General features: G+C 58.9%; 14 protein-coding genes. 8 read left to right on the forward strand and 6 right to left on the reverse strand.

What is annotated here, in order from left to right:
• Positions 1–187: hypothetical protein (locus Q9R30_RS18415; protein ID WP_311218492.1), on the reverse strand; the 187-nt coding region annotated here is incomplete at its 3' end.
• On the opposite strand from Q9R30_RS18415, the gene Q9R30_RS19390 reads away from it, so the two are divergent.
• Positions 105–347: a hypothetical protein gene (locus tag Q9R30_RS19390; RefSeq protein WP_396136748.1), complete on the forward strand. Its 243-nt coding sequence runs from the start codon at positions 105–107 to the stop codon at positions 345–347. The two genes, Q9R30_RS18415 and Q9R30_RS19390, sit on opposite strands and share 83 nt — an antisense overlap.
• Before the next feature lie 148 nt (positions 348–495).
• On the opposite strand, the gene Q9R30_RS18420 is transcribed toward Q9R30_RS19390, so the two are convergent.
• Positions 496–912, reverse strand: coding sequence for a hypothetical protein (locus Q9R30_RS18420; protein WP_311218493.1), 417 nt, complete (start codon positions 910–912; stop codon positions 496–498).
• On the opposite strand from Q9R30_RS18420, the gene Q9R30_RS19395 reads away from it, so the two are divergent.
• Positions 905–1,312, forward strand: coding sequence for an RCC1 domain-containing protein (locus Q9R30_RS19395; protein WP_396136746.1), 408 nt, complete (start codon positions 905–907; stop codon positions 1,310–1,312). The two genes, Q9R30_RS18420 and Q9R30_RS19395, sit on opposite strands and share 8 nt — an antisense overlap.
• Positions 1,313–2,035: 723 nt before the next feature.
• Here the strand turns inward: Q9R30_RS19395 and Q9R30_RS18425 are convergent.
• Entirely contained in the window at positions 2,036–2,443 is a 408-nt protein-coding gene (locus Q9R30_RS18425) for a hypothetical protein (RefSeq protein WP_311218494.1), read from the reverse strand.
• Positions 2,444–2,616: 173 nt separating this feature from the next.
• Positions 2,617–2,883, reverse strand: coding sequence for a plasmid mobilization protein (locus Q9R30_RS18430; RefSeq protein WP_311218495.1), 267 nt, complete (start codon positions 2,881–2,883; stop codon positions 2,617–2,619).
• A 203-nt stretch (positions 2,884–3,086) separates the two neighbouring features.
• On the opposite strand from Q9R30_RS18430, the gene Q9R30_RS18435 reads away from it, so the two are divergent.
• Complete coding sequence (locus tag Q9R30_RS18435) at positions 3,087–3,278, forward strand: hypothetical protein (protein WP_311218496.1); 192 nt, start codon at positions 3,087–3,089, stop codon at positions 3,276–3,278.
• Between the two features lie 321 nt (positions 3,279–3,599).
• Here the strand turns inward: Q9R30_RS18435 and Q9R30_RS18440 are convergent, their stop codons facing one another.
• On the reverse strand, positions 3,600–4,769 hold the full coding sequence (locus Q9R30_RS18440) for an ATP-binding protein (protein WP_311218497.1): 1,170 nt from the start codon (positions 4,767–4,769) through the stop codon (positions 3,600–3,602).
• Positions 4,770–5,147: 378 nt separating this feature from the next.
• Between Q9R30_RS18440 and Q9R30_RS18445 the strand changes: the two genes are divergently transcribed.
• Both Q9R30_RS18445 and Q9R30_RS19400 read left to right on the forward strand, forming a co-directional pair.
• Complete coding sequence (locus tag Q9R30_RS18445; RefSeq protein WP_311218498.1) at positions 5,148–6,842, forward strand: ThiF family adenylyltransferase; 1,695 nt, start codon at positions 5,148–5,150, stop codon at positions 6,840–6,842.
• Entirely contained in the window at positions 6,839–7,330 is a 492-nt protein-coding gene (locus tag Q9R30_RS19400) for a Mov34/MPN/PAD-1 family protein (protein ID WP_396136747.1), read from the forward strand. Before Q9R30_RS18445 ends, Q9R30_RS19400 begins: the two co-directional genes overlap by 4 nt.
• Positions 7,331–7,625: 295 nt before the next feature.
• On the opposite strand, the gene Q9R30_RS18450 is transcribed toward Q9R30_RS19400, so the two are convergent.
• The gene (locus Q9R30_RS18450) at positions 7,626–8,105 is read right to left on the reverse strand and encodes a hypothetical protein (RefSeq protein ID WP_311218499.1); all 480 of its coding nucleotides are present in this window, start codon (positions 8,103–8,105) and stop codon (positions 7,626–7,628) included.
• Between the two features lie 1,401 nt (positions 8,106–9,506).
• Here Q9R30_RS18450 and Q9R30_RS18455 point away from each other — a divergent pair.
• The 3 genes from Q9R30_RS18455 to Q9R30_RS18465 all read left to right on the forward strand — a co-directional run bounded on the left by Q9R30_RS18455 (position 9,507) and on the right by Q9R30_RS18465 (position 12,534).
• Complete coding sequence (locus Q9R30_RS18455; protein ID WP_311218500.1) at positions 9,507–10,484, forward strand: site-specific integrase; 978 nt, start codon at positions 9,507–9,509, stop codon at positions 10,482–10,484.
• A 130-nt stretch (positions 10,485–10,614) separates the two neighbouring features.
• Positions 10,615–10,998, forward strand: coding sequence for a hypothetical protein (locus Q9R30_RS18460; protein ID WP_311218501.1), 384 nt, complete (start codon positions 10,615–10,617; stop codon positions 10,996–10,998).
• A gap of 3 nt (positions 10,999–11,001) precedes the next feature.
• Entirely contained in the window at positions 11,002–12,534 is a 1,533-nt protein-coding gene (locus Q9R30_RS18465) for an Hsp70 family protein (protein ID WP_311218502.1), read from the forward strand.
• Positions 12,535–12,556: the final 22 nt, after the last annotated feature.

Here is a 12,556-nt window from a genome sequence, read left to right on the forward strand (position 1 = left end):
CGAGGAAGTGAGTGTCCTGAGGAGTGAATTCGAAAGCTGGGGCAGGTACTGGCGCGTTGATGGTTTTGGGTTCTATGTGCTCCGGCCAAATGGCCGGAGTCGTCATCGTCAGAATCAATGAACAGATTGGGGCACAGGACTTTACGTGGCTACGCCTGGTTTTCGGCAGCCTGATATTGATTGTCATAGCAAGGCCTTGGCGTCATCACTTCACCCGCCCAACACTGTTGACTTGTGCTTGGCTCGGGGTCGCTTCTGCAGGCGTGACGGTTCTGTACATGATCTCGATTACGAAGTTGCCGTTAGGGACCGCCACTGCACTGCACTGCAATTCCTTGGGCCGCTGACACTTTCCGTCTTCCGGTCTCGCGGGGCAGTACGGTGGTTGGCGGTTCTGCCTGCTGCGGGTGTAGCTGCCCTCACTGAACCCTGGCGAGGGGGTACGGACCTGGGCGGAGTACTCCTGGCGCTGTGCTCCGGCCTCTTCTTTGCTGTTTACATTGTGCTTACGCAAAAAGCTGGGGACGAGGTTGCCGGGTTACATACGCTGGCCGTTTCGGCGTGAGAAACCCCAGGTACGAACGCGAGGAAAAATGTCCCTGCGATACCGAGAGCGACGCCAGCAACGGTCAGGCAGCGAAATAGGAGCGCCGACTTGAGGTGGTCCTTCGATAACTCCTCGAATCTCTCAGTTAACTTCGCGCCGGATACGAAGCCGGCGGCGGTTTGTGCGCTGGCTGCTGCCGCTTCGAGTTCCCGGACGGTCGTCCGCGCGTGTTCTAGAGCCGCACGAAGCTCCTGGGATATCTCCGCTTGTTCGATCCGGGTTTCTAGCAGTGAGGCCTTACGAAAGTCATCCCGTGCCTTCGAGGCTTCTTCTGGAATCTCCTCATATCTGCTGGCTTTGTCCATTGACGGAACGCTGTGGACCTGGGGAGCCAATCACTACGGTCAGCTCGGGAACGGAACCAATGCCGATTCGGCGACACCTGCAAAAGTGCACGGACTGTCCAACGTTAAGTCCCTAGCGACCGAGGGTCGCACCATGTACGCCGTAAACGGCGACGGTACGGAATGGGCCTGGGGGTACAACGCCTTCGGACAAATCGGCAATGGCACAACCACCGACTCGAACGTACCTCGAGCAGTAACGGGGCTAAGTAACGTTACGAGTACAGTCACCGACGGGGGCGGTGTGACCTTCGCTGTCAAAGGCAATGGAACCGTTTGGGCGTGGGGTTACTCAAGTAGCGGGCAACTGGGCAGTGGCGCCACACAGGGAAGATCCTTAGTGCCGGTGCAGGTGGGGTAATCGGGCACCGGCGGTTCATCCCGACAGCTTGGAGTGGGCACACTCGAAAAGCTAGCTTCAAGCAAACGGCGTCTGCCCACAGGTACGACGACTCCGTCCCCACCTACCGTGCCAGAGTCGTCCCACTAGCCATCAACATCTAGCCGAAAGCATTAGGAACCTGCGCTAGCAACGCCTCAACTTCCTTGCCATATTTGAAGTCAGGGCAAATCACCCTGCTGCATATTGCAACCCGAGGAGGAGGGTTCTGGCATCCTCTGTAAGGATCTCCTAGCACGGCAACTTCCCCTATTCGGCTTGTTTGTCTCATAACCCAACGTGTTCCCAAACATAGGGATTTGCGGCGAGTTCGAAGCGACGCCGGCGGAGACTGCCTACTGGGCCTTGCCAGCCCTGGGAGAGTGATCCGAGGGCGACACGGAGCGGCGCAAAACACCGCCATTTATCGCCAACAATCACACATCGCGCCACTGCGAGGAGCGATCGGCCCCGGTCTTCTCGATTCGATGTTTTCTCAGAATCCTTCGTTTATAAGAACGACGACACAGGAACCGTACTGAAGGTTGTAGCCGTGCGCGGCCAATGCGACGCGACCTTCCGCGGTAACCGGGCTAGTCGGCACTCAATTCGGATATCGCTGCCGCAGAGTGGAGGAGCTGGACATGGTGAAGGCCGGCAGCATCCGTGGGGATGCTGCCGGCCTTCGTGAGGATTCCCGCTGTTTTAGCGGCAGCGCCATCCGGTCATGCCTTGAGTGGCCCAGGGCCGCACATTCGCGGTGAAGGCCACGCAGTTTCCTCGCCAAACCCAGCCCTTGGCAATCAGGACGTGACCCCAGAGGCCGGCGTTGATAGCCACGGTGAGTTGGGGGACGGGGGTGACGATCTTCGGAGGGCGGCCGTTGCTGAGGTTGACCGTCTCGGTCCAGTTCAGGTACGTGGTGCACTGCCCGTTGGAGCAGTAGTTGGTTGCTGCCTGGGAGGGGGCAGCTACGCCAACGCTGACTGCGGCCATGATTACCAAAGTGGTAACGAAGGTCGCCAGTCGCCTCCTAAGCACCCGGATCCTCGACTGCCGAGGAGCGGTATCGGATGCCGGGGCTGAGTGCGAGGTGAGCTCGATTGTTGACATGTCTGCCTCCAGTTGGGGAGGGATCCTGGGGTGGATCCGGTGTAAACAGAATGCACCACAGGATATTTGGTGTCAATGGTTTTTGTGCACCACTGGTGAGGACCCGGGTAGAGAGTTAAATGAGTGAGGGAGTGTGGCTGTCCACACTCCCTCACGTAGCGCCGATGTGGCGATCAGTTCCCTGGTATAAGTGCCTGCTGTAAATTCGCGAACTCCTCCTGCTGCTGGCGGAGCTTCTCCGCTACTCTCTGTGGGTCAAGGCCTCGGGTGATGCCGTCTTGGATGAGTTGACGCATAAGTTCTGCCAATGTCATTTTTTCAAGACCGGCTAGAGCTTCAAGCGCCTTGTGCTGCTGCTCGGTCACGCGCACGGTAAACGACACGCTTGAAGACTGGGCACTGGCATCATCGGTTTTTTTCTGCGTTTTCGTGGCGGACATGCAGTTCCCCTTCGTGGTTAGAATTCACCAAAAAATAATTGGTGTACTTACACCATACGCTTCGATAGACTGTTGGTACACGGTAAGTCGGCTACGGGGTCGACTCGGTTTTTGCTTGACAGTCACAGGACTCTCAGGGAAACTTCACAAGAACAGAGGCCAGCACCTCTGGACATACGGGATCTCTCAACCAAGGAGGACGTATGTCTACAGAGCCCACCGCCGAAGCCGAAGAGTTCGACTGCAGGGCGAACCTGCCGCAACAGCTCCACCATGTGGCGCAGGCAATTCTGCTTCTCGCCGAGCAAAGTGCTGCGTGCATCGAAGTCATCGACCCTGTCACTCAGTTTGAAGCTTGGTTCATCCGCGTCCGCGATGCCGAACCCCACCAGTAAAACCTCCAACATGCCCTTGCCAGTGCCGGCCACCCGAGGGCCTGGCCCCACCTCGTTAAGGGATGTCCAACGGACTTCGCTTCGTTCGCCCCAGTTCCATGCCTCAAACCTAGGGTGCGCGCGAGCAAAAGATGTGCGCGGCGCCTGGCCCGGTGAGGCGCGGATGGATCCATGAGGGGTCGTAGCTAAAACATGCTATTGGGCCCGGTAAATGATTCCCTTGCGAGGCTGCCGGCTGCACCATGCGACAAATAGCACCGTGAAAAAGCCGCCATTTACCGCCGAAAGTCACGAACCAAAGAGAAGAGATGGCTTAGTCGGTCAAGCTCCGGGCTGGCGTGTGATGAATTCGGCCATGCCAGGAACAGTGAAGGCTATGACGCCGTGCTCGGGCGCGTACACCAGACCTTTTGCGATCAAGCTTGCCCTGATGGGGCCAAAGCTCGCAGCACTGCGGCCTAGCCGGGCCGCGATCTCGCCTGAGGAGCTGCCCGCATCTCCGTCTTCTGACATTGCGCGCAAGTAATTTTGTTCAGCTCGGGTGGCACGGTCCCAGCGTGCTCGGAAGAATCCACTGTCCAGGGCCGCTCTTCCGTTGGCTGCGCCGACCCGGGCGTCGTTGTAGGTAATACTGGGTCCGTCAGCGGCGTTCCAAGTGTCCTGGCCGAATTGCTGCAGGAAGTACGGGTAGCCGGCACTTTCTTCAACAATGAGTTTCACCGCTGCTCCCTCCCATACGACGCCGTCTTCAGCTGAGGGTTTCGTCAGTGCCTCAGCGGCGATCGGGCCGCGGAGTTCTTCGATTTTTTCGTAGTTGAAGCGTTCGGCGTAGGACTTTGCCTCAGCCAGGACCCGCGGAAGGCTCGGCAATCCGGCCAACGCGAAGAGGACCGGCCATTCGTCCTGCGCTGCGGCGTGGGCGATGGCGCAAATGGCGACGCGTTCGGAGGGTTCAAGGTCTTGGGCTTCGTCAATCAGTATCGCTAGGCCGACACCTTCCTCCTCGGCGGCGGCACCCAGATCATGAACAAGCTTTCGGAGGTCCGTTTCCAAAACACCGGTGTCTGCCCCGCCGCCGGGGGTGCCGGAAAGATCCAGACCGAAGTTCCAGGTTCCGGCTGCGTCATAGGATGCCTTGAAGCTGAGCGCTGTCTTGAGGGCCTTCAGCAGGCGCCGGCCAGCGGATGGTCGTGCCAGGTCGGCAAGTGAAGCGTGCAGCGCTTCTCCCAGTGACTCCCGCAGTGACTTCCCCGCACCCGCCTCCACTTGGGCGACAAGCCAATCGCGGGCGGCGGCCGCCCGGCGGAAATCAGAGAGCAGGACAGTCTTTCCCACACCGCGGAGCCCGTACAGCACGAATGGTTGAGCCGATCGGCCTATTTCCACCCGGTCCAAGGCGACTTTCCAGTCCGTCCTGGCTTGATCCCGGCCCACCAGAGCGGCGGGCTTGCGACCCGCTCCAGGCGAATAAGGGTTTAGTACCGGATCCATCAGGCCTCACTTCTATCGAAATCTAGTGAAGTCTATCAAAAACTTATATTTCACTAGATTTCTTTTTAGTTCGCGCTCCTCGAGGCCGACAGGAGTCTTCCAGTCCTCGGAGCCTTGGTGTCGTGGCGGAAATGTCAGAGCCTGCTGTCATGCTGATTCCGATGGAGGCGCCTGCCTCCTGACTACAGAAAGGAGGTGCATCTGATGGCGAAGCCTGAGGAGCGCCCGCAAAAGCCGGAGCATCCGGAACACCCTGTTCATCCTGTGAAGCCTGATGTGCCGGTGGGCCCGCCTAATCCGCCAAACCCGCCCGGCCACCGGCCCGTCGGCTAACCGATGGAGAACTTTCCCCACTGGTGGGAGACGTACCCCGAGCGCTTGGAGCAGGAGGCTGCAGGGCTCCAGTCGCTCGGGATTTCGTTTGACGAAGACCCTGCGGCGAAGGCGGAGGGGATTATCCGCTGGACATTTACGGCTCCGGATACGATCAGTGGCCACGGTGATGTGCGCCTGGAAGCGGCCTTTCCGGAGTTCTACCCCTATGTCCGGCCAGATGTAGTGGCTCCTGAAATGACGATGGGCCACCATCAGCAGCCTTTCGGGAAGAACCTCTGCCTCATCGGCAGGGCCTCCGAGGCCTGGAACACGTCCGACACGTTGGCATGGCTGATTGAACGCCAGCTCCCCAAAGCCCTGGCAGCGGGCACATCTGAGAGCCCGGACGCGGGTGAGGAAGACCAAGGCGAACCCTTTTCTGACTACTACTCGGTGTTCCACCGGACTTCGATGGTCCTGATCGACAGCGCCTGGGACATCCCCGATCACCCGGCAGGTGGACCCGCCTCCGTCACTGTGGCAGGCCCGGTGCCCCTTGCGGATGATGCGCGTACATTGTTCACAATCCAGCACCTTGCCCTAGATGACGGCCGATCCGTAGCAACCATGGCAGAGCAGGTGCAGGAACTGTATGGCCGTCTTCCCGTTTGGAAAGCGCGGTGGAGCACGGTCCCGGGAGAGATCAAAGCAGACGACGCCGAAGCAATCTGGCTGGCAGCCGAGGATGCCGACCAAAAATTCTCCGATGGCATCAAGATCGAGGGCGTGGACTATCAACTGCGGTTGGTTGCGTTCCCGGAGGAACATTCCCGTTCCGGAACCGGCACAGGTTGGCTGCTGGTCCTCAAACGCTGCGGCGAAATGATTAAACCAAAGGGCAAGGACCTCAGGTCCGGTAACCCCGCAAAAAGGTCACCCCACCAATCCCCGTCGCAGTATCAACTCGTCCGCGCAGGCAGGATAGGACCAACCGACTTGCGCGCCCGCACCACCCATTTGGCCGGACTCACCGCCAAGCATGTCCTTCTGTTGGGAGCGGGAGCACTCGGCAGCGTGATCGCCGAAAAACTCGCCAGAGCCGGCATCGGACAACTTACCGTCATCGACCAGGACGTGCTCGAACCCGGCAATCTCGCCCGGCATGCCTGCAACATCGCACAGGTAGGCACCACCAAAGCCGGGGCTGTGTGCAGCCTGGTCCGGCATATCAACCCCTATACCAAGGTCAAAGGCCATGCCTTCCGCATCGGGAGCGCAATCGGGGGGTCCAGGATCCTCGCCGAGGAGTATGCCGATTGTGACCTGATCATCGACGCGACAGCAGAAGTCGGAGTTCAACGCCTGACGGCTGATCTTGCCGCACGAACCGGAAAAGCTTGGATCGCCGCAGAAGCGACGAACGGTGCCCGCGGTGGAACTATCGTGCACGTTCCTCCGGACGGTGACTGGTGTTTCTCATGCTTTGAATGGCACCGTGGAGGGGATCCGCAGCTGCTTGCCCCCGCCGGCCCCTCACCGCTCACCCAACCGTCCGGCTGCGCCGAACCGACATTTACCGGCGCCGCGCATGACCTCGATGAGGTAGCCCTGCAAGCAGTTCGCACCGCCGTTGCTGTCCTACGCGGGGGAACGGTTCACGACGCCGTCATCCTGACCATCCAAGACTCTGCAGGGCGTGACCTCCCCAGTTGGCAGGGGCATCAGGTAACTAAGCACGCGGAGTGCCTCCACGCATGACAATTGTGTGGCTGGGTGCCGGAGTCGAAAAAACGCTTCTAGCGGAAGCGGTGTCCAAAGCCCCTCTGGAGACAGGAGGCGTCCTGCTGGGGTGGATTACGGGTGCAGACATCTGCATCACCAACGTCATCGGCCCGGGCCCGGACGCGGTGCATGACACCCAATCATTTGAGCCCGACAGCAGGTGGCAGCAGGACAGCATTGCGTTGCTGTACGAGCGCTCGGGCCGACGCCTTGCTTACCTCGGAGATTGGCATACTCACCCAGCCGGTAAACCGGAGCCCAGCGACCAAGACCGTCGCACTCTTCGGACCATAGCCCAGAGCTCCACAGCCCGCTCCCCAAACCCGGTCATGCTGATTATTGGACAGCCAGACGGTACACCTTGGATTGCTTCTAGCCACATCTACCTCTCCAGGCACGGGTCAGACCGGATCGTGAAGGTGAAAACAGTCATCGCCCCGGGGATTCAGGGGTGGGATCAGTAAATACATGCCCTGACATACACCGGAAAGCGTGAGTTCGTCATGCTCATCGTTGCGGTATTTTCGGCCCGCTCGACGTGCCACATCGCTTCACGTATCCCAGGGCGCACCCGGTTCGCTCTAGCGCCGTGAAAGCCGCCATTTACCACCCAAGTCACAACGTCCGTGCCCCTTCGATGAGCGATCGGTCCCTGGATTCTCGGTTCGGCACCGTCTCGGAATCCTTCGTTTCTGAGAGGTTGCTAATTCTGATCTTCCGGACGTGCAGTCAGTTGGCAAAGTGCCGGTATCGAGTCCTCTACAAATTGCATATGGCCTTTTGATCTTCCTGCACGACCCAAATGCTGCCGCCGCTGTCCCACCCACCGCTTGCACTGTTTTGAGACGAGTACTCGCAATGCGGCACGCCCGCAACCTTTATCTTGTCTGCAACACCGGCTAGGTCTGGGACTCTGATCGATGCAACGACAATCTTCGGATTTTCAAGCGCCGCGATGACCTCCGGCGCCAAGGCTTCATCAAGCGAGGGGATCACCGCACCGCCCGGAAACGGTTTTACTTCCAGTGATTGATCAGGAGCAATCTTTCCATCCTGATTTGTGGAAAAAACGGCTAGCGTGGCCGCACAATACGTGATGTTGCTGCCTGCGGCGGCCTTAATGAATTGCGTCTGAGGGCCGATTTCGCAGACCGGCGAATCCATGTCATACAGTCCCTCGATCTTAGTGAGATAGTACTTTGGGTTCTGCCTCTGAGGCGTGGTGTTGGTGACGCTCACGTATCCCTTAGGCGTCCCTTGGAGCCGGGTTTTGCCCGGCTTGGAAGTGGAAGGATCCGCTGTCCAGACACTGCCGTAGTAGTCGAAGGTAACGGTGGCGGTATAGCCGTCCGAAGTTGTGACGAAGAAATTAGTGTAAATGCTGTTGCTGGGCGACTGAGTTTCCGGAGCCGTCTCAAGAGCAGACGGTGTCGCGGATGATATGGACTCGGAGCGGTCAGGCGCAGGGGTCTGGGCTGGATTGGACGTTGCAGCAGTATTGTTGGCACCTGGCTGTCCACATCCGACAAGCAATGCTAAAACTGCTACGAAGCCAGCAACCGTACGCAAGCGTGAGTATTTCAAGACTTGTCCCCCATCTGTCGATACGGGCGTATCAACACGTCTCCATGGCTGGAGATTAGCAGACGTCTATCGACAAAAACCGTTGCACATCGGATCCGATAGATATTACGACTAAGGGTTTATGCTCTGCCCGTTGCTGGAATCATCGCGTCACTGACGGGAATGTGCTCGTATACCTTCGTTATCAATAGAGGCGGGGGATTTCAGCTGCTCATTGTGCCACCCACCGGACGGATGATAGCTAGGGAAACCAACCCTGTTCGGGTGTCCAAATCGTTCGTTACAAGCCCCACACTCCGTGAGTATGTAGGTTCGGATCCGCGGGTTCCGCCTCGCCAAGGTCAATGAATGTAGCGGCGTTGTGTCAATATGACGGTTCGGACAGCAAGAAGGTGCCCGTTGCAGCAGGCGCGGGGGATTGGCCCTAAGACTGCTGTCCCGGTAGACCCGTATCTACCCGAGCCTGGGACTGCCCGGATGGGGGCCAAAGACTGCCATGGACGCCGGCGTCGGCAGGGTGCTTATGAGATTTGCGAAGACTGTTTGATGCGGTACCCTCACGCTTCCGCGGCTGAGGTACAGATCCCCGGCAGTGTCGTCCCTGAGACGTCGTGGTCAGGGATACCGGGCGCATCTACCTTTGAGGCATAAGGCGCACAGGGTCATAGCGGACTCGGTTCATGGTCTCGTGCCATTGCCTCGACCACACCCGCCAATATCTGCGGGATCTCAGAGCCATTGGCGGATTCCTTGGTTGCGACCCAGTCAACGCCAGCGGAGCTTTTCCGGTCCGGCAATGGGGGCGGCAGCGTGTTGCAGGCGATCGTCTTACCTGTTGAGCGCGGCCCTGCACCTGGTGAGCCGCGATTGATATCCGCGACGCATCCTGGACGCCCGAGCGATTGAAGAACTCAACGGACCGCGTCGACGGAGCAAAACAGCACCAGCTGATATCAACTGGTGCTATCAGGGGGGGCGTCATCAGCCGTGATACATGCAACATGGGAGCTGCTTCATGGCTATATTGATCCTCTAAGTCAGAGCTGGGGGAGCGCTGTGGATAATCTTCTCAAGGGGTTGTCAGCCTCGACGCGGCGCGCCTATGCAGGCGATTTAGCTCACTTATCTTCATGGTGTGAATCCCGTGGGCTGAATAATGCACGGCATCTTGCTGCGCGGCACATTTTTGCCTATCTCGTCGAGGTGCGACGGGACGGCAGATCGACCTCGACTATCCGCCGCCGTTTAACTGCGCTTCGCAAGATTGCTTCTTCTCATTTGCTCGATTTGCCGGTGTCCGAACTCGTCCGCTTGGAAAAGCGCTTCTTGGACGCCCACCCGGGTCAGGCCAGCGTGCTCGTCGTCTCAGACGACCTCATCATTCGCGCTGGACTGCAGGCTGTACTTACGGAGTCAGGTGCAGTGTGCTGGGCTGATGAAACTGCACATCTGGAGCCTACGTCCGCCTCATCCTGGGACTACATCCTTGTCTGGATGAACTCACCACGAGGTATCGATCCATTCGGTGCAATTTCGCGGATTAGAGCTCTTGGAACCGCAGTCACGACGCGGATTCCGGTGGTTGCTGTCCACTCGTCGCCCCTGAATCTTATTGTCCAACTACGACTTGCAGAAGCGGGTGTGCGCTACGCGCTGCCGCATCAGTGGCTTTCGGAAAATCTGCCTGCATTGGCCGACATGCTCGCAGAGGCAGATGTGCCATTGAAATTCCACCTCGACACCCCGCTTGCCCTTCGCCAGAAAATCGGTCTCCGACTCAGCGGGGAGATTGAGGCGCTGCTCGATGCCGCCGCACTCGCGCCGGACAAGCTGTGGAAGGGCCACCTTCCACAGTCACACCTGCCCATTGCTCGCTCGGAGATTACCCGCCTCCGCCGTATCGCACTCGAACAGGCGGGGATCCCCGCGCCCGAGTTCGGCAAGTACGCCACCTCATTGCGACGAGCTCCCGACACTCCCGAGTGGCCTCGGGTGCGTGACATCGTCCGTCAGGCTTTCGGCCTGGTCGACTAGCATAACCGGGCCGACAGAACAAGTCATAAGCCCTGCGGACAACGGATTCCTAAAGTTAGGGGCATTAGCAGGTCCCTGGTGTCCTTATCGGGGCCGTACGTGCTGTTTCAACATCGAAAGGTTCACCTTCATGGACGGTAGTGGCTTCTTCCTCATCCTCGTGCTTCTCATCGCCGGGATCTTCGCCTTGGGCATTTGGAACAGTGGGCGCGCAAAGCGCGAGCATGAGACTGTCGTAGCGCTCAGTCCCGCTCGGGCGCGCCAGATCGTTGAAGACAGCTTCGGGAAAATGTTGTGGGCGGACGTGTCTGGACCAGGCCACATCAATAAGCGTCGTCGCACCATCAATGACACGGGCGCGACAATTTCCGTGGTCATAGAACCACTGACGGACGGCAAGACGCACGTGACGGCCTGGATGTCCGCGTGGAAAACCCAGTACGGCATGGTCACCAGCGGCGGCTGGCCACTGGCGAAAAAGGTCATCGCCAAGCTAGATCAAACGCAGGCGTAACTGATGTCGCGGGCGATTGGAATTGATCTTGGAACGACCTATTCGGCCGTCGCGATTCTGCGAGATACAGGAGAACCCGAGGTCCTTCTCAACCGGGACGGTGAGAACATAACCCCATCCGTAGCGCTCTTTCAATCATTCGACGGTCGTGATGAGCCTCTTGTCGGAACTATGGCGAAGCATTCGGCCGCCAGCGCCCCTGAAGACGCTGTGCAGTTCGTCAAACGCAACATAGGCGATCCGGCCTGGAGGTTCACCTCCACAGCAGGCACGACCTACACGGCCGAGGAAATCTCGGCAATTATCCTGCGCCGACTAAAGGAAGACGCCGAACTGGCCTTGGGCGAGCCCGTGACGGACGCCGTCATAACCGTGCCGGCCTACTTCGACGACGCCCGGCGTACCGCGACCAAACACGCGGGCAAAATCGCTGGCCTTAACGTCCTGCGCGTGTTGAACGAGCCAACGGCAGCGGCGCTCTCCTTCGGTCTGGACACGTCCGCTGAAGGTACGGTTTTGGTCTACGACCTCGGTGGCGGCACATTCGATGTGACCCTGATGCGAATCGGCGAGGGCGAGTTCGACGTCCTCGGCACCGACGGCGACCGAAACCTCGGCGGATTCGACTTCGACAACCGCCTCATCGAGTACATTGCCGGCAAGGTCGAGGAGCAAGGGGGCCCCGACCTCCTCGATGATCCAGCTCAGCTTGCCGTCCTCCGCGAGAAGTCCGAAATGGCGAAGCGAAGCCTCACAACCGTAGCCGTCACCAATGTCCATGTCTCGGCCGAAGGCCGCCCCTACCGCGTGCAAATTGAAAGAGCAGAGTTTGAGCGCATCACTATGGACCTGCTTCGCAGAACGCAAGACCTTACGGAGCACGTGCTTGAAGAGGCCGGTATTTCCTGGGCACAGGTTGACCATGTGTTGCTGGTAGGCGGCTCAACGAGAATGCCAATGGTCCGGGCGACCGTAGAGCAGCTTGCCGGCAGACCCGCAGACCGATCAGTCCACCCCGATGAGGCCGTTGCACTTGGCGCGGCTATCCAGGCGGCGATGGAAGACTCTGCGACTTCAGGAGCCGATATAGCCCTGTTCGAAGGCGTTATGCCCGTGATTGCTGACGTTACTTCACAGTCGCTTGGGGTAATCCAGGTTGATGCCAACAATGGTCGTGATGTCAACACCATAGTGATCCCTCGAAACAGCAAGATCCCGGCGAAGCTTAGCGCCGAGGGTTTCACAGCCGTGGACAACCAGACCTCGATCAATGTGCGCGTCACCCAGGGCGATGACACCAACCCGGACTACGTAGTGGAGATTGGTTCCAAGGAACTTCCCGTCCCGCCGTACCCCAAGGGGGCTCCCGTGCGGGTGACGTATGCGTACGACATTGACCAAACCGTCTTCGTCGAGCTTACCGACCTCACAGCAAATCAGTCTTTGGGAACATTCGAAATTGACCGCCTCGCCAATTTGACCGACGACCAAGTTCGCGCGGCGGCGCATAAAGTCTCGTCGCTGTCCGTCCAGTAGACGATCTCACGAAAAGGAAAGA

The organism is Arthrobacter sp. AB6, from assembly GCF_031844545.1.
Lineage (GTDB): Bacteria > Actinomycetota > Actinomycetes > Actinomycetales > Micrococcaceae > Arthrobacter.

Bases quoted from the DNA above. Each gene is read 5' to 3' on its own strand.
- Q9R30_RS18440 (WP_311218497.1), bottom strand. From the start codon at position 4,769: ATGGATCCGGTACTAAACCCTTATTCGCCTGGAGCGGGTCGCAAGCCC.
- Q9R30_RS18460 (WP_311218501.1), top strand. From the start codon at position 10,615: ATGGACGGTAGTGGCTTCTTCCTCATCCTCGTGCTTCTCATCGCCGGG.
- Q9R30_RS18430 (WP_311218495.1), bottom strand. From the start codon at position 2,883: ATGTCCGCCACGAAAACGCAGAAAAAAACCGATGATGCCAGTGCCCAG.
- Q9R30_RS18435 (WP_311218496.1), top strand. From the start codon at position 3,087: ATGTCTACAGAGCCCACCGCCGAAGCCGAAGAGTTCGACTGCAGGGCG.
- Q9R30_RS19400 (WP_396136747.1), top strand. From the start codon at position 6,839: ATGACAATTGTGTGGCTGGGTGCCGGAGTCGAAAAAACGCTTCTAGCG.
- Q9R30_RS18420 (WP_311218493.1), bottom strand. From the start codon at position 912: ATGGACAAAGCCAGCAGATATGAGGAGATTCCAGAAGAAGCCTCGAAG.
- Q9R30_RS18425 (WP_311218494.1), bottom strand. From the start codon at position 2,443: ATGTCAACAATCGAGCTCACCTCGCACTCAGCCCCGGCATCCGATACC.
- Q9R30_RS18465 (WP_311218502.1), top strand. From the start codon at position 11,002: ATGTCGCGGGCGATTGGAATTGATCTTGGAACGACCTATTCGGCCGTC.